Origin of the sequence: Globicatella sp. HMSC072A10 (assembly GCF_001811625.1) — a bacterium.
Taxonomy (GTDB): domain Bacteria; phylum Bacillota; class Bacilli; order Lactobacillales; family Aerococcaceae; genus Globicatella; species Globicatella sanguinis.
In genome coordinates, this window is record NZ_KV805627.1 from 1 (window position 1) to 17,778 (window position 17,778).

Below are 17,778 nucleotides of genomic sequence, written 5' to 3' on the forward strand. Positions count from 1 at the left end.
TAAGGCGGAAATTCTTTGAAGCCCTGCCAGCTGATTATTCTATGCTTTCAAGACAAGCTGTAGCCAATTCAAAGCACCCCCAGTTTTGACCCCGAATCCGCACATCAAGCCAATTAATCCACGTTTGGAGTCCACCTCGGTCTTTCTTTTAAGTATAGTGATGTTGTTTCATCCATCGCACCGACTTCACTAATACCTTCATAAAAAAATTTAGTAGTTGCGACAGAATATATTTAATGTTATCGATTTTTTCCATAATAATAACCTCCTACTGATAATACGAACATTCGATCATTATCAGTTTAGGAGGTTATTGAACCATATTCTATTCAAACCACAATATTTGGTGGATGATTTTACTTTCCACTAGAAGTTATTAAGACCCAAATCCTCTGGAGAAGTTGTTATTTTACTTAATCCTCTCGTGTTATAAATCAATATAATAATACAACCCAAACCAATAGCCCCAATATTTGTATATTTCGTGTAATGCCCATTTTCTATTATTTTTATTTGTTAAATATGAATTTTTATGATCTGATTGTTTTGGATAGGCAGATATATAAATGAATTTCAAGTCTTTGTTGCCTTTTGCTCTTTCAAAGGCCATTTTGGTTCTTCTGGTATGAAAATCACTGGTTACCACGATAGCAGTTTTCCAACCGTGTTGCTCCATTATTTTGATTGATTCTGTGGCATTGGTCCAAGTAGACGTTGCTAATGGTTCCGCAATTATATTATCAGGATTGACGATATCATCATTGATAGGAGGACGAGCATTTTTTTGATTTTGAGTGATAGGCGAAACAATCACTTTATTAGAGGTACTATAACCTTGTTCTAAAAGTTCTTTTGCCTTGGCCTCACGGTATAATTGTCCACCAGCAACAATAATAACATCTGATTTCTCAGGTGTTTCACCAATATCTAAGGTGAAAAATAAAATAATTGAGGAAATAATCATGGTGATTAAGAACGCTATAAAACTTGCTTTAATTAATTTCATATTGCCTCCATATTTACTTTTCATTTATCTTATAATATTTGATGGATGATTACAAATTTATTATATTTTCATTGATTAGGAGGTTGTTTTTAACCAGTGAACGATATGTTTTTGCACGACTTATTAGTACTAGTAGTTATTTTACAGCTCAGTGGTAGAGTGGTCTCAAACTGTTTGTCTCAATGATTAGTTTGAGGCCCACTGAAGAGTTTGGATCAAGAAGCCGAAGTGACAATCATTCGATTTTCTAGTTCTAATTCATTTCTAACTAGAGTATATTTCCTTCTTTTGTAACAACTCGCACCAATTCTCGTACTTTATCCATTGAGACGACATCATAAGCCAATGCTGAAGGACTTTCGGTATAAGCATAACTCACACCGTGATTTACAGTTGTAGGGTCTAGGCGCCAATCTTTACAAGACGAGTGGATATTGGTAATTCCGGTTGTTTGCATTAACTCTACGGAATTCTTTTCATTGACACCACTGCCCATTAAGAAAGTGACTTGTGCTCCATATTGTGCTTGAATCGAAGCGAGTCGTTCAACTGCTTGTGGCGCTTTTTCTTTTTGCCCACTCGTTAAGATGCGGTCGATATTAAGTTTAATTAAGCCTTCTATACTGGCTTCATACTCATTGACCACATCAATCGCCCGGTGAAAGACCGCTTCTTTTTTATACTGATGAATGAGGCCAATCATCTTTTGAGTGCGCTTTTTATCAATAGTGAGGTCCGAATTTAGAAACCCAAAGGCAATACCGTCAGCGCCATTTTCAAGCAATAATTGACAATCAGCCATCATCACTTCAAATTCTTTCTCGCTGTAACAAAAGCCACCACCACGAGGACGAACCATACAAATTACTTTTAAATCAGTATGACGTTTGGTTAGAGTTAAGCTAGCTAAACTTGGGGTCAGACCACCGAGTGCCAGAGCAGCATTTAACTCAATTTGATTGGCCCCACCTTTATAGGCTGCTAAAGCATCTTCATAACTTCCACAACAGATTTCGAGCATGATTATTCTCCTTTATTCTTTCCATAGATATTTAACCAATGTTTACTGGCACCAATCAAATTAGCATTGTTTCCAAAGTGACAACGCGCTATTTTGGGGATTATGACATTTGAAGGGATTTTATCAATGATTTCTTTTATTTTATTTTCTACTAAAGGAATGAGTGCTGGTTCTTCACTAACGCCACCACCAATTAAAATAACATCGGGATCTAATATATATTGCAAGTTATAACATTGAACGGCTAGTTTTTCAAAAAAGTCTTCGACTACTTTAATGGCTTCTGGATTTCGTTGATGGTATTGTTGGAAGATTTCGATTCCGCTCGTATGGTGATTGAATTGATTGACCATTCCTTGTGTAGAGCCGACAATGCTCCATATTTCCCATTGTTGATTGGACTGTTTAAATAAAGAATAACCAAATTCTCCTGCTAACAAGTGATTTCCTTTATATAATTGATCATTGATTATAACGGCGCCACCGATCGAAGTCCCAATAACAATTGATATGACATTTTGATATCCTTTGGCGGCGCCTACCCAATGTTCAGCTAATATTGAACAATTGCCATCATTTTCTACACTAACTGGTAATTTATATTGATTCATTAATAATTGGGGCATGGTTCTACCGAAAGCTTCTAAAATCGGATTTCCTTCGCCAATGGTTAAGTTTTCTTGACTTGCCAATCCAGTACAGCTAATTGCAATTCCTCTGATAGAATCCTTAGCATATATTTCAAGATGATTGAGTAATCTTGATTCAAAGGTTTCAAGTTCATGCATTAATGTTGGAAAGTGAGTTTGGTGTGACACTTGACCTTGTTCATCGACTAATCCTAATTTTACATTGGTTCCCCCAATATCAATTGCTAGTAATTGCATATTCCCTCTCCTTATAAGTCATTATCTTCATTGTATCAAATCATGATTACAGATAAAATGTTTTATTTCAGATATGATAAGGGAATTATTATGAGCGTGTTTTCCATATTTTTTATAAATCACATATACACACAAAGTGGGTAGTCTGTTAAGATAAAATTGAGAGCATTGAAATTATTTCCAAGGAGGTTATATTAAATGTGGGGAATGATTGGTACATGGCGGATGTCACTTGAAGGAATTGCCAAGGCTAGCTTAGAACTAAATCAAGGAATCTCAAGTGCAGATGCTGTGGAAATCGCAATTAAAAAGGTTGAGGATTTTCCTTTCTTTAAATCAGTAGGTTATGGAGGTTTACCGAATGAATTAATGGAAGTTGAATTGGATGCCGCTTTTATGGATGGTGATAATTTTGATATTGGGGCAGTGGGGGGCATTATGGATTTTGCTAACCCAATCGCGATTGCACGTTCGTTAAGTCAGTACCCTGTAAATAATTTTTTGATTGGTGATGGTGCTGAACGATACGCTAGTCAGATGGGATTCGAAAGAAAAACAATGTTGACTGAAAGAGCTAAAATTCATTATCATAATCGTTTATTTGAGGATAAGCAACAAGAATTAAAGCCTTATATCGGTCATGATACGGTTGGCATTGTCGGTCTTGATCAAGCTGGAAAATTAGTAGCAGGAACGAGCTCAAGTGGTTTATTTATGAAGAAAAAAGGTCGTTTGGGCGATTCACCGATTATTGGTTCGGGGCTTTATGCAGATAGTGAAATTGGTGCTGCAACCGCAACGGGATTAGGAGAAGATTTGATGAAAGGCGTTATTTCATATGAGATTGTAAGGCTTATGGAGTCTGGACTTTCCCCACAAGCAGCCTGCGAAACAGCGGTGAACAATACGATGCAAAAGTTGACTAAAAAACGTCACAAAGTGGGCGATCTATCAGTAGTAGCAATGGATAAATCAGGTAATTGGGGAGCAGCGACTAATATTGACAATTTTTCAATAGTGGTTGCTACGTCAAATTTATCTCCAACAGTTTATTTAGTGAATAAAATAAATGGTGGACATTGTCAAATAGAGCCGGCAAGTGCAGAGTGGTTAGATGAATATATGAAATCACGTACCGCTCCTCTGGAAAGAAAAGGGAAGTTAAATGAATTTAATTGAAGAAAAAATCATTGCGAAATGTAAAGAAATCAGACAAGAGTTAATCACTGCAATTCAACAAATCGTGCAAATACCGAGTATTAAATCCGTACCTTTAGCGGATGCTCCGTATGGTAAATCGATTAAACAAGCGCTAGAACATACACTTTCCTTAGCCGATTCCTTTGGTTTTGAAACTTATAATCTTGAAAATCAAGTGGGATTTGCCCAATGGGGGAATAAGCATGACTATGTTGGAGTGATGGGGCATCTTGATGTAGTAGAAGTAGGGGATGGTTGGTCAGTTCCTCCTTTTAGTGGTGAAATAGTAGAAGATAAAATAATAAGTCGTGGTGTTTTAGATAATAAAGGCCCCCTATACACCAACTTATTCGCTTTGAAAGTAGTCAAAGAAATATGTGAAGAGGAAAATATTGACCTCCCTCTATCGATTCGTATTATTTTCGGCTGTGATGAAGAAAGCGGGTTTCATGATGTTCCCTATTATTTAAAAAATGAACGCCCCCCTAAGTATGGTTATACCCCTGATTGTAAGTACCCACCTGTTTACAGTGAACGCGGTCGATTGAGAGTCAAATTAAGTTCATCAATGAGTGATATGGATGTTTTCTCGAAAGTATTGACAGATTATTTCTTAGCAGCTAATGATTCAGGAGATCGTTTAGGTATCGCAACGGAGCATAAAGATTATGGAAAATTAGAGATAAGGGGATTTCAACTAGCTTCTGAGGATGAACAAGTAAGTTTTACCTTTTCAATTAGTTATCCTCCGACCATTACGTTCGATCAATTGATAAAGAACATTCAACATAAATTATCCAATTACCCGATAATAATCGAAGTCATTACGAATTGGCAACCCGTCGTCTTTGATAAAACTCATCCTCAGATAAAAATAATGTCAGAAAGCTATCAAGAGATCATCGGTATGGATGGAACACCGGTTACAACCACTGGAGGTACCTATGCTAAATTAATCCCGAATATCGTGCCCTTTGGACCTAGTTTTCCTGAACAAAAAGGGATTGCTCATCAACCAAATGAATATTGGGATTTAGAAGATATATTTCTTAACCTTGAAATATATGCGCTAACTATGTATCGTCTCGCACAATTAGGATAAAAATAAACTTTCGACAGGATGGAGTGAATATCATTCTGCCGAAAGTTCTATTTTTATACTTTATTTTTATATTGAGTTCTATATTGTCCAGGTGTGCAACCAAAAAAAGTTCTAAATTGTCTAGTAAAGTTTGAAGCATCTAAGTAACCTGAGTTACGAATGATATCTTTAATAGTTAATTCAGTTGACACCAGCTGTTCTTTCACATAATTGAAACGCAATTGTTGAACATACTTACTGAAAGTAATTCCAACTTTTTCCTTTAATACTTGGTTAATCGCATTAACGGAAACATCTAAATCGTCTGCTAGTTGTTCGATGCTAAAGTCAATATTACGATAATTGGCTAAAATATGAGTAATAACTTCGTTATTTTGATCTTGTTCCTTTTTCTCAAGGATAGCTTGCATTTGCTCACAAATATAATTAGCAAAATATAATAATGGTTGTTTTGCGTTATAGGGATTAAAATTAGCGCCTAATTGATCATAAATCGATTGGGGAATTTTAATCTGGTGTTCTGTGGCATATTTCATTAAGCAATTGACAATTTCGTATAAGAGTGTTTTTGACATTATTTGATTGGTAGTAGGATGCTTGGCGATTTCAATGATTTCTTCTACTGATGTCTGACAAGTACTACTATTTCCATTTTCGATTGAATTTCTTAGTTTAATAAAATTAGTTGAGAAAATGTAATTAGCATCAGTTTCCTCTGTCTGCTCACTGATATTAAAAAATAAAATGGATTCAGATTCGCCAAATTTTGTCGAATCCTTTTCAAGTAAATACAAAGTATCTAAATAGGAAGAGTAGAAATCCTGTATTTGATAACCCGGTCTACCTACTAGTAAAGAAAAGTTTTCTAATTCTTCTTGTAACATATAGTGATATATCGTTTCACTAATGACAGTTGGATTGATATACTTGGCATCATAATGACAAAAGATTAGTTGATATTGCTTGATAAAGCGTTCATTAACGAGAAAAGCTTCAAAGTTTTCTGTTTCAAAAGGAAATATATCATCTAATTGTTCCATTAATTCATTTGAATTGATGATGATAGTAAAATATTTTGATTGATCAAACGTTTTAAGATTCGTCATCATAAATTGTTGATCAGTTTCATTCAAGGTATTCCCTTCTAAAACACTTTTATATAAAGAATTAATATACTGAATTTTTTGTCTTTCTAATTGTAGTGATAATTCATTTTGATTTTCAATCATTAAATCAATATTACTCTGTAAGTGGCGATAGATATTCGTATCATCTGCATGAACATTTACTTCATTGGGTAAGATTGATCGTAGACTATCGGCAATGTTTTTTACTGGACGATATTGTCGGTTAGTAAAGAACCAAGAAATCCATAAACCAACAGAACTCAAAGCAACGATTCCAAAATAAAATAGGAATTTTAAACGATTGAGAGGGGCTTTAAATTTGTTTTTATTGATTAAAGTCACGATTTTAAAAGGAACCCCTATAGTGTCGTAGCTAATAATGTAATCTTTTTCTGCGGTTAGTGTTTTATAATTTTCGTTAGCTTGATGTTGTTTCGCAAGTTGTAAGGTTTCTTCTGTTATATCTTTAGAACTATATAGAAAGTCATTTTTATGATTAAGTAGGACGATATCGTGTTCATATTCTGCCGAAAAATGTTTTACAAAACGTGGTGTATTAATAAAATAGATTACTTTCCCACTTTTATAATTACTCGTTTTTAAATTGGATATAAAAACTAATTGCGGTGTGTTTACTTTTTTGATTAAAAATAAACCATAAGCATCTGAGTTAAGTAAGTGATTAAATTCTTCAAAAGAATCTTGATCAATTCTTAGCTTTTGATTCATTATCGCGTCCGAATCATAGAACCCTTGGGAAGAATAATAATAGTCATCTCCTAAAGGATAGTAGAGTATCATTTCATCGATATTAGAGTTAATATTAGCATATTGCTTTAATAATTCAGAAGTTTCATTTAGTATTGCTCGATTGGTTACATAATAACGAGTGAGCTTTGGATGATTGCTAATATTATTTGTCATGTGATTTAAGCTGATAATGGTATCATAAATATTATTCTCAGTTTTGAGTATGCTGTTTTTTTCATATTGTTCTAATTGTTCTTGTGTATTGACAATAAAGTAATGATGTAAAAGGAGCGATAAACAAAAGAAAGGAATAAAGAAGACAAGAATGTATGGCAATAAAAAATAAAATTTTGATTTAAAATTGCGTTTTAACATTAAGAACCTCCATTCATTTGATTTCGCTCGAGTTTTGTCACAGCTTGGTAACTAAACCAAGCAAATGGAAAAATAATTAGCGGAATCGATGCAAAAAAAGCTAGAAAAGGGAATAGTGCTAAGACAGCTAAGGTTAATGCAGCACCAATAATTCCCGCGATGAATTCAGGAATTGAACACAGTAAAAGGAAAAAACCTTGTTTAAGATGATTTTTTATGGATAAATCATAGCGAATTAGGCTAGCAAAACTGTAAATAAAAATGCCGATTAATAGGAATAAAATAAATAGTAAAAAAAGACTTAACCATGGCCAATGTAACACTTTTAAGGTTAATAGAATTTCATAGCTAATTAATAGGATAAAGACTAATATTATAAATCCAGTTAAATTGGCATATTTAAAATAAGCGTGCCATTTTTGAGAAAATTGAGTTGTTCGGGGATCCTTATCATTATTAAAGGAATCGAAATATAAATCCCAAATAGTTGCTATGGCAGGAAATATGCCTAGTACAACCCCACCTTTTAAAATATGTATTAAGGCTAAAATATGTAATTTCAAAACAGTCAAAATAAAATTACCTAAATTTACTGTCAATGTTGTTAATTTATTCATCGTCTATTCCTTCGCATAATTAAATTTTGTATTTTCCATCATACTTTCCGCTATTAACCACTGATCATTAACTTTGATAAAAGTCATACCAACTGTGGCTTCATGATTGCGATAATCGGCCTCATTGTGATTTTCACTTTGTTGTACGACTCTTAACTTGACTCTTTCAGAGGTTTGATCAATGACTTCGATTGAAATAAGTTCGATGTGTAAATCATATTTTTCAAAGAAAGAGCGTATTTCTTTTTCGGTTTCCTTTCGAGCAGAAGGAATGAGTGTATTTATATAGCGATCGATGTCTTCTTCGTTTGATGCTTCTATATTACTTTTTAGAGTCGCAACGACGCTTTTGAGTGGTGTTTCGTCAACAATGTGTCCGCTTACGGAAAAATCATCTATTATTATCCTATCACTTTTTAAACTTATTAACAAACGTGGTGCGAATAACAATAATAAAAATAGTAAGAAGATAAGTAAATATTTTTTCATGAGCCTCTCCTTTCTGCGATAGCTATATTATAAAGCATTATGAAAATGGTTACAATAAAACCGATAGAATACACATGATCTTAAAAACCACATATTGATAATGTTCTGAAAGCGTTTTATGATGGTGTTATGAGAAGAAAGGGTGAAATTTATGGAACTATCACAACCAATTCGTCGTGTGAATAAAGAAAAAACGATATGGCAAAAAATTTATCACAGTCGTTATTTATACCTCTTTGCATTTCCTGCGTTTCTATATTTTTTAATCTTTGCGTATTTCCCAATGTATGGGGTTATTATCGCTTTTAAAGATTATATGCCTTCATTAGGTATTTTAGGGAGTCCGTGGGTAGGTTTTAAACATTTTCAAAGATTTTTTAATTCATATTATTTTTGGGATTTAATTAAAAATACTGTCGGCATTAATGTTTATTCATTAATTGTTGGGTTTCCATTGCCGATTATTTTGGCGCTAGCACTAAATGAAGTTAAAGATGGCTTTGCTAAAAAGTTTGTCCAAACGGCAACCTATGCACCCAATTTTATTTCTGTTGTGGTTATTTCAGGGATGATTATTTCATTCTTGTCACCTTCAACCGGGATTATTAACCATTTCTTAAGTTTTTTAGGATTTGAACGCACTGCATTTTTACAAGATCCACGATGGTTTAAAACTATTTACGTTTTATCTGGTGTTTGGCAATCAACAGGTTGGGGCTCAGTCATTTACTTTGCTGTATTATCTGGTGTAGATGAACAATTACATGAAGCTGCAACGATTGATGGGGCAACTAGATGGCAACGTAATTGGTACATTAATATTCCAACCATTATTCCAACGATGGTTATTTTGTTAATTATGAATTTCGGTTCTTTAATGGCAATGGGCTTTGAGAAAATTATTTTATTACAAAACCCTTTAAATATGGAATCATCCAATGTTATTGCGACTTTTGTTTACAAGCAAGGTTTACTTGATGCACAATACAGCTTTGCCGCTGCGGTTGGCTTATTTAATGCTCTTATTAATATGATTTTACTGGTCATTGTGAACCAAATTGCTAAAAGAGTTAGTCAAACTTCATTATTCTAGAAAGGAGTGGTTTAATTGTTTGGTAAAAAAATGTTATTTAAAGACCGTGTGTATTTATTTTTTGTTTATCTTTACCTATTAATTGCTTTAATACTGGTCTTATATCCATTAATTTATATATTGAGTGCTTCTGTCAGTAATCCTTATCATGTGAATTCAGGAGAGATGTGGTTATTTCCAAAAGAATTTACTTGGATGGGGTATGAAGCAATTTTTGAAAACAAACAAATTTGGACAGGGTATAAAAACACTATTATTTATACTTTATTAGGAACTGCAATTAACTTAATGGTCACAATTCCTTGTGCTTATGCATTAGCAAGAAAAGATTTTTTCGGACGCAACTTTCTAATGAATTTTATGATAGTTCCGATGTTTATCAGTGGTGGCATGATCCCAACTTATTTATTAATGCGTAATCTAGGTTTGCTAGACACTATTTGGGCGATGGTCTTACCTGGAGCAGCTTCAATGTATAATATTGTTGTGACTCGGACTTTCTTTGAGACAAATGTACCACGTGAATTAGAGGAAGCAGCGATTATCGATGGTTGTAATGATTTAACAATGTTTATCAAAATTATCTTACCATTATCCATGCCGATTATAGCAGTTATGGGATTGTTTTATGGTGTTGGACACTGGAATAGTTTCTTTGGCGCATTAATTTACTTATCAGACAAAGCAAAATATCCATTACAAATGATTTTAAGAGAAATATTAGTGTTACAAGATCTTTCGTCAACTGGTAGTGCCACTTCAAGTATGATGAATTCATCAATGGCAGAGTTAGCTTATTCAAAACAACAGTTAAGTGAAGTCATAAAATACGGCGTTATGATTGTTTCAACATTACCTATTATTATTGTGTATCCATTTTTACAAAAATACTTTGTAAAAGGGGTTATGGTTGGTTCACTGAAAGGATAAGTAATGAGAAAAATTTTAATGGTCGATACTGGACGTAAATATTTTAATTTCAAAGAGATGATTGCGATTCTTGATATTATGGATAAACATCGCTTTGATACGTTACATTGGCATTTTAGTGATAATGAGGGATTCCGTATTGAATGTGACACTTGTTCTGAAATGGTAGCAGAAAATCATTTAACAAAAGAAGAAGTTAAACTGATTATGAGAGAAGCAAAAGCAAAAAAGATTAAAATTTTACCAGAACTTGATAGTCCAGGTCATTTAAAACCATTACTAGAAGTACGACCTGAATTACGTCTTAAAGTAGAAAAAAGTACTCTTAGTATTCCCAATAATGCTCTGGATATTACTAATCCCAAGGCAGTGGAATTGGTGCTTTCATTACTAGCTGAATATATCGATTTATTTACTGAAAGTTCAGGTTTTCATATTGGGGTAGATGAATTTATTGATTTTGATCAAATTGCAAAGTATCCAGATTTATATCAAGGAGCCATCAAAAAGTATGGCACCCAAGCGAGTGGTCTTGAACTTTATATTGAATATATTAATCAGTTAATTGAATTTGTATGCTCAAAAGGATTGCGTCCCCATGTGTGGAGTGATGGACTTTATCGTTTAAATGATTCAGGTTTGGTAGAAGTAGACCATCGCGCTGTTGTTCATTATTGGACACGATGGAACAAGAATATGGCACCTCTTAGTACTTTTATTGAAAAAGGACATCAGTTGGTCAACAGCAATGATAAGTATATGTATTTTGTTTTAGGAGAAAATGCGGGGTATCAATATCCTGTACCTGATAAAATCATCCAAGGATGGCAACCGTTACTGTTTTCAGATGATCAAATATTGCCTGCCGGCCACCAGTCTTTACTAGAAGGAGTTGAGTATTGTATTTGGTGTGATAAACCAGATGCTTTAACTGTGGAGGAAATTTTATTTAGATTGGATCAAAATTTAAAGGCGATGAATACTGTTATCTCTAACTATAAGAAATAATATTTATCTTACATATTCTATTTGTAGATACATATTGAATAATTACTGTAAGCGTTTTATGATAAAGTAGTGTAAGGAGGGTGATTATGTCAGAATTAGTTCGTGGCGATATTGTCGAAGGTAAAGAAACAAAAGAATTAGATATGAGTCAGTTTCCAGAATCAAAATGGTTGCCACAAAAATTAGAATGGTTTCAAGATCAAAAACTAGGTTTCTTGATTCATTGGGGATTATATTCGCAAGCTGGTATTGTTGAATCGTGGCAATTATCAGAAAAAGATGAATGGGCAAGAGAACCTAAAGCTTGGCGTGAGTCGATTGAACAACTAAAGCTAGACTATTGGAATTTAATTGAAGAATTTAATCCTACTGAATTCAATGCTGATGAATGGATGGCTCTTTTAAGTGACTGTGGATTTAAATATGGCATTGTAACGTCCAAACATCATGATGGCTTCAATTTATTTAATACTTTATATAGTGAATTTAAGATTTGTGGCAAACAAAGTCCTTGTAAAGTTGATTTATATCGAGAAATCATGACAGTGATTCGTCGTCATCATATGGCTGCCGGAGTATATTATTCAAAAGCAGACTGGTACAGTCCTTATTATTGGCTAGATGATGAGGAGGTAAAAGGTCGTCATGCTAGTTATGATACTGCTCAATATCCTGAAATTTGGCAAAGATATGTAGATTTTGTTCATCGGCAAATCGAAGAACTAATGACCCACTATGGGAAAATTGATTTACTCTGGCTAGATGCTGGTTGGTGTGGTGAAGGTAAAGAAGATTTACAAATGGATCGATTAGCTGATATAGCTCGTAAACATCAACCCGAGCTCATTATGGTGAATCGAGCAATGGGTGGTCGTCATGAAAACTATGTTACTCCTGAAAGAAAAATTCCTGACTACCACCAAATACCAACGAAACCGTGGGAAAGTAATATTCCTATTGGCAACGACTGGGGCTATGTACCCACAGATGTTATAAAATCAGGTGATGAATTAATTAGTACAATGGTTGAGATTGTAAGTAAGGGAGGAAATGTATTATTTGGAGTTGGTCCAACACCACAAGGAACTTTATTAGAAACGGAGGTTCAATCACTTAAGCGTCTAGGTCTTTGGATGAAAATTTACGGTGAAGGAATTTATGGAACGCGTGCGCTTAATCTGCAACCAAGTGGCCCATATTTTCTTACGCAAAGGAATCATATTATTTATTTATTTATTAAAAAAAGTTTGTGTAATCAGCAAATATCACTCGATACGATCTTAACTAGTGAGATATTGGACTTAGTAGAGGATATAAAAAACGTATCTAATGGTAAAACAATTGAAAGGAAAGATTACCAGATACTAATACCGGACGATGTAGAGCAATTTCCAATTTATGGCTGTAAAATTATATTAAATAAAAAATGAGGAGAGTTATAATATGAAAAAAAGTTTATTTAAAGCAACAGCAGCAGGTTTATTGTTGTCAACACTGATGAATGTCCTACCAGTCAATGCCGATACCTTAACGAAATTTCCTATTTCTGAAGAACCATTGGAAATGAGTTTAATTGCTCCAGGTACAGGATTAGCTGAATGGAAAGACATGCCAACTTTACAAGAATATGAAAAAATGACCAATATAAAATGGGAATATATTACACCTCCAATGGCAGATTTTAGTACACGTCTAAATTTGGCATTTGCCAGTGGTGACCTTCCTGATGTTATTTTTGCAGCAGGTTCGCAAAACTTAACACGTGGTATGGAAGTAGATTATGGTTCTCAAGGAATTTTATTACCATTAGAGGATTTATTAGCAGAAAATGCTCCAAACTTGTCAAAAGTATTAGAAGAAAATCCAGATATTAAAAAATCAATCACAGCTCCGGACGGTCATATTTATAGCTTACCTTATATTAATCATAGTTCAATCAGTATTTGGCCATTAGGTCCAATGTGGTATAACGGTACTTGGTTAGAAGCACTAGGTGTGGAAGAGGTTCCGAAAACAGTTGATGAATTCTATGATTTACTAGTTCGCATGCGTGATGAAGATCCTAATGGTAATGGGCAACAAGATGAAATTCCTTTAACTGATGTTAAACTAGACACGATTCGTTTATATATGATGGCATCATTTGGAATGAAATCATCTTCTATCGAAGAGGTTGATGGTAAAGTAAGATTTGCTCCTTCAACTGAAAATTATCGTGGCTACTTAGAATTTATGAAAAAATTATATTCAGAAAAATTATTAGACCAAGAAACCTTTATTCAATCTAATGAACAAAAGAAAGCTAAAGGACAAAATAATCAAATCGGGGTATTCCAAGACTACTTCTCATACTTTACTTTAGGCGAAAACGAAAAAGAAGCGATGAATGACCCAATGTTCCAAACATTGACCAGTGAATTTTCACCTGAAACGCTAGCCGTTGCTAGTCCGCGATTCTCAACAGGTACATTCGCAGTTACAAATAATGCGAAAGATCCTGCAGCTGCTGTGAGATGGGTTGATTATTTCTATTCAGAAGAGGGATATGAATTCATTAACCAAGGGCCAGAAGGTTTCTTATGGAATAAAGGACAAAATGCCGCAGGGGATGAGATAAAACTCTTTAATGATGAGAATGTCGATGTTGAAAAAGCTGAAGATTACCGTGGAACCATCACGCCAGCTTATGGTATTTTAGTACCGGTTTATGAGACGGACTTAACAGCAATTAAAGTGAATCCTGAAGATCCAGATGTAACGGAATTCACAGAATTCTTACGTGCTGAAACGGAAGAGAAAGTCACACCATATGCTGAAGTTCCATTCCCAATCACTTATTTAACAAAAGATGAACAAGACCAAATTAGTATGAATGCTACTGATATCTCAACTTATGTAACGGAAATGGAAGCTAAATTCATTACTGGAACGGTTGAGTTGAATGATGACACTTGGGCAGATTACTTAAAAACCTTAGAAAACATGGGAATTGAAGACTATGTGAAAGTTTACCAAGGTGCTTATGACCGTTGGGCAAATTCATAAAAGTCGATAATAAATAATTAATAGCCTCTGGTTTCTTATTCCAGAGGCTATTGTTTTAACCATATGGAGGAATTTATGTTTGAATTTGAGTATATACGAAAACAATATTATAAATTAGCTAATTTTATCAAAAAAGAAGAATATCCAATTCATGATGTTCGATTAGTTAATGGTGATTTGAATGAAGATTATGTTTTAGGAACTTATTTTGGACAAAAAAATTGTTATTATACGTTGTTATCTGAAATTAAGATTCCGCAATTAGATATTGGCGAAACATTCTGGATTGAAGCATACTCCTCTCTAACAGAATGGGATAATAGTACTAATCCACAGTTGAAATTGTATTTAAATGAAGAGCTAGTTCAAGGATTAGATGTTAACCATCGTCATACTGTCGTTCCAGAAAAGTTTTGGGGACAAAAGGTCTCATTGCGATTAGAAATCTTTAGTGGACGAGAAAAAAAGCAATTCCCAATGTATATAAAAGCGTATAAAATTGATCAAGCTACTTATAATACTTATTGGGACTTAAGAGTGGCGGTTGAAGCTTGGCAAGCTATTGAAGAAGATTCTTATAAATTGATTTATCAAGATACATTATTGAAATGTACTAAGCTATTGGATTTTCGCCAAGTTTATTCTGACGATTACTACCAGCGTTTAGACACCATTCAGTCTATTTTACAATTGAATTTATATCAAAAATTCAAAGAATTGTCACCAGTAGACGTCTATGCAATCGGTCATACTCATATTGATTTGGCATGGTTATGGACTTTTCAGCAGGCCATTGAAAAGGGTGAACGTAGTTTTTCAACGATTTTAAAATTTATGGAAGATTATCCTAATTTTACTTTTATTCAAAGCCAACCACAATTGTATCAAGATATTAAAGAACAGTATCCAGAATTATATCAATTGATCCAAACCAAAATTAAAGAGGGAAGATGGATACCCGAAGGGGCGATGTGGGTTGAAAGTGATCCTAATTTAATTTCTGGTGAGTCAATGGTTCGACAATTTTTATATGGAAAACAGTATTTTAAAAATGAATTTGGGATTGAAAGTAAAATCTGTTGGTTACCAGATGTATTTGGTTATTCACCAGCACTGCCACAAATTATGGCTAAAACCAATACTCCATATTTTATGACCACCAAATTATCGTGGAATCAAATGAATCAAATACCAAATGATTCTTTCACTTGGAAAGGATTAGATGGAAGTGAAGTGTTAGTTCATTTTATACCGACAGTGAGTGTCGGTTATAGTCCTACACCATTTTATACCACCTATAATGGCATGTTAGATCCGTTAACCTTAAAGAAAAGTTGGGATCGTTATATCAATAAAGATAAAAATAACTTTATTATGAATGCCTATGGATATGGTGATGGTGGGGGAGGGCCGACGATCGAAATGTTGGAAACGGCTCAAAGATTAGAAAATGGATTACCAGGAATACCAAAAGTGAAGAATAGTAACGCACTTGATTTTTTTGAAAATTTGGAAAAATCAAGTGAGAAACAAAACTTTAATACATGGGTGGGGGAACTTTACTTTGAATATCACCGTGGTACTTATACATCAATCGGTAAAATAAAGCGTCAAAATCGTTTTGCGGAATTTTACTTACAAAATATTGAAAAACTGTATACTCTTTATAATTGGGAAAACTATCCAAAGTCAGCATTAGAAAATTTATGGAAAATCGTTTTAAAGCATCAATTTCATGATGTCTTACCGGGGAGTTCCATTCAAGAAGTTTATGATGAAGCGGATTCTACTTTCGAAAAATTATTTATGTCATTTGAACACTTATTCAACAATCTATTTCACTCTCCTGAGGAAAAGCATGATTTAATAATCTTTAATCCTAATGGGATTTCACAAAACGGCTATATTCAATTAAAAGAGTCAACAGGAAGTCTACTTCTAAATGGCCAAAAAGTGTTAGAAAGTCAACAATTGACAAATCAAGAACGCTTATATTATTTACCTAACTTGAAACCATTATCCACTGTAAAAGTAGGCTTGGAAGAAACGAAATCGGCAGAAGCGGATTCAAATTTTAAATATAATGACAAAACCCGTCAATTAGAGACTCCTTATTATTTTGTTGAATTTGATAAAGATTACCAAATTATTAGTTTATATGATAAAGAAGCGCAGCGTATGGTGAATGTCAATCAAGGATTATTAAATGAGTTAGTGGTGTATGAGGATATCCCGATGGATTATGATGCATGGGATATTGATATCTATTATCCTTATAAACGTTGGACCATTCGTCATTTAAACAGCGTAAAAGTAAAAGAAAACGGATCCTTGATATTTAGTCTCCTTATTGAACGATACTATCAACATTCTACTATCCAACAGGAAATAATTTTTCATGCATATTCAAGAAGAATTGATTTTAAAACAGAGGTAGATTGGCAAGAAAACCAACAGCTCTTAAGGGCTGAATTTAATGTGGAAATACACGCATATGAAAGTATTCACGACATTCAATTTGGAAATATTAAGCGTCCAGTGCATCGAAATACTAGTTGGGATATTGCCAAATTTGAAACATGTGCTCACAAGTGGATTGATTTATCGGAAGAAGATTATGGTTGTGCGCTAATGTCAGATTGTAAATATGGTTACAATACTGAGTATCAAAAATTAGGAATATCTTTAATTAAGTCACCTATTGATCCCTATCCAAAAGCAGATATTGGTAATCATCAATTTTCTTATAGTTTGTATCCGCATCAAGGTGATTGGAAGAATTCGGATGTTGTAGCAGAAAGTTATCAATTAAATAATCCATTGGTGGCTTTACCGGTCGCTGAAGATCAGCAGATAATGTCACCTCCAATTGAATTTGAGAATGATGCGATAATAATGGATACTTTAAAACAATCAGAAGATGGCAAAGGAATTATTGTAAGACTTTTTGACTTTAAAGGACGTCGGAGCAAAGTGAATGCTAGGGTTATCTCTTCATATACTAAAGTTTATGAATGTAACTTACTTGAAGAAATTGAAACGGAATTAAGGATTGATTCAAACAATCAATTTATATGTGAAGTGAAGCCCTATGAAATTAAAACAATTAAATTAATGTAAGGTGGTCA

General features: G+C 33.8%; 14 protein-coding genes. 8 read left to right on the forward strand and 6 right to left on the reverse strand.

Annotated features, from left to right (window positions below):
• Positions 1-427: 427 nt before the first annotated feature.
• The 3 genes from HMPREF2811_RS00990 to HMPREF2811_RS01000 form a co-directional block, all read right to left on the reverse strand.
• Entirely contained in the window at positions 428-1,006 is a 579-nt protein-coding gene (locus HMPREF2811_RS00990) for a YdcF family protein (RefSeq protein WP_071407714.1), read from the reverse strand.
• A 268-nt stretch (positions 1,007-1,274) separates the two neighbouring features.
• Positions 1,275-2,027: a copper homeostasis protein CutC gene (locus HMPREF2811_RS00995; RefSeq protein ID WP_071407715.1), complete on the reverse strand. Its 753-nt coding sequence runs from the start codon at positions 2,025-2,027 to the stop codon at positions 1,275-1,277.
• A gap of 2 nt (positions 2,028-2,029) precedes the next feature.
• Complete coding sequence (locus HMPREF2811_RS01000) at positions 2,030-2,914, reverse strand: ROK family protein (RefSeq protein WP_071407716.1); 885 nt, start codon at positions 2,912-2,914, stop codon at positions 2,030-2,032.
• Positions 2,915-3,112: 198 nt separating this feature from the next.
• Between HMPREF2811_RS01000 and HMPREF2811_RS01005 the strand changes: the two genes are divergently transcribed.
• Entirely contained in the window at positions 3,113-4,093 is a 981-nt protein-coding gene (locus HMPREF2811_RS01005; RefSeq protein ID WP_071407717.1) for a glycosylasparaginase, read from the forward strand.
• Entirely contained in the window at positions 4,080-5,216 is a 1,137-nt protein-coding gene (locus HMPREF2811_RS01010; RefSeq protein ID WP_210386529.1) for a M20/M25/M40 family metallo-hydrolase, read from the forward strand. The genes HMPREF2811_RS01005 and HMPREF2811_RS01010 overlap by 14 nt, the downstream gene beginning before the upstream one ends.
• Before the next feature lie 53 nt (positions 5,217-5,269).
• Here the strand turns inward: HMPREF2811_RS01010 and HMPREF2811_RS01015 are convergent, their stop codons facing one another.
• The 3 genes from HMPREF2811_RS01015 to HMPREF2811_RS01025 are packed head-to-tail and all read right to left on the reverse strand — an operon-like array spanning position 5,270 to position 8,574.
• On the reverse strand, positions 5,270-7,468 hold the full coding sequence (locus HMPREF2811_RS01015) for an AraC family transcriptional regulator (RefSeq protein ID WP_071407718.1): 2,199 nt from the start codon (positions 7,466-7,468) through the stop codon (positions 5,270-5,272).
• Positions 7,468-8,085, reverse strand: a complete 618-nt coding sequence (locus HMPREF2811_RS01020) for a DUF624 domain-containing protein (RefSeq protein ID WP_071407719.1) — start codon at positions 8,083-8,085, stop codon at positions 7,468-7,470. The genes HMPREF2811_RS01015 and HMPREF2811_RS01020 overlap by 1 nt, the downstream gene beginning before the upstream one ends.
• 3 nt (positions 8,086-8,088) lie before the next feature.
• Positions 8,089-8,574, reverse strand: coding sequence for a hypothetical protein (locus HMPREF2811_RS01025; RefSeq protein ID WP_071407720.1), 486 nt, complete (start codon positions 8,572-8,574; stop codon positions 8,089-8,091).
• A gap of 151 nt (positions 8,575-8,725) precedes the next feature.
• On the opposite strand from HMPREF2811_RS01025, the gene HMPREF2811_RS01030 reads away from it, so the two are divergent.
• The 6 genes from HMPREF2811_RS01030 to HMPREF2811_RS01055 all read left to right on the forward strand — a co-directional run bounded on the left by HMPREF2811_RS01030 (position 8,726) and on the right by HMPREF2811_RS01055 (position 17,770).
• Positions 8,726-9,667: an ABC transporter permease gene (locus tag HMPREF2811_RS01030; RefSeq protein WP_071407721.1), complete on the forward strand. Its 942-nt coding sequence runs from the start codon at positions 8,726-8,728 to the stop codon at positions 9,665-9,667.
• A 30-nt stretch (positions 9,668-9,697) separates the two neighbouring features.
• Positions 9,698-10,597, forward strand: a complete 900-nt coding sequence (locus HMPREF2811_RS01035) for a carbohydrate ABC transporter permease (protein ID WP_066124245.1) — start codon at positions 9,698-9,700, stop codon at positions 10,595-10,597.
• Between the two features lie 3 nt (positions 10,598-10,600).
• A complete protein-coding gene (locus HMPREF2811_RS01040; RefSeq protein ID WP_084801801.1) occupies positions 10,601-11,605 on the forward strand; it encodes a family 20 glycosylhydrolase in 1,005 nt (334 codons plus the stop codon).
• An 86-nt stretch (positions 11,606-11,691) separates the two neighbouring features.
• Positions 11,692-13,035: an alpha-L-fucosidase gene (locus tag HMPREF2811_RS01045; protein WP_071407723.1), complete on the forward strand. Its 1,344-nt coding sequence runs from the start codon at positions 11,692-11,694 to the stop codon at positions 13,033-13,035.
• A gap of 13 nt (positions 13,036-13,048) precedes the next feature.
• Complete coding sequence (locus HMPREF2811_RS01050) at positions 13,049-14,650, forward strand: extracellular solute-binding protein (protein ID WP_066124225.1); 1,602 nt, start codon at positions 13,049-13,051, stop codon at positions 14,648-14,650.
• A gap of 75 nt (positions 14,651-14,725) precedes the next feature.
• Positions 14,726-17,770 carry an alpha-mannosidase gene (locus HMPREF2811_RS01055; protein ID WP_084801803.1) on the forward strand — a complete coding sequence of 1,015 codons (3,045 nt, stop codon included), beginning with the start codon at positions 14,726-14,728 and terminating at the stop codon, positions 17,768-17,770.
• The last annotated feature ends 8 nt before the right edge of the window (positions 17,771-17,778 follow it).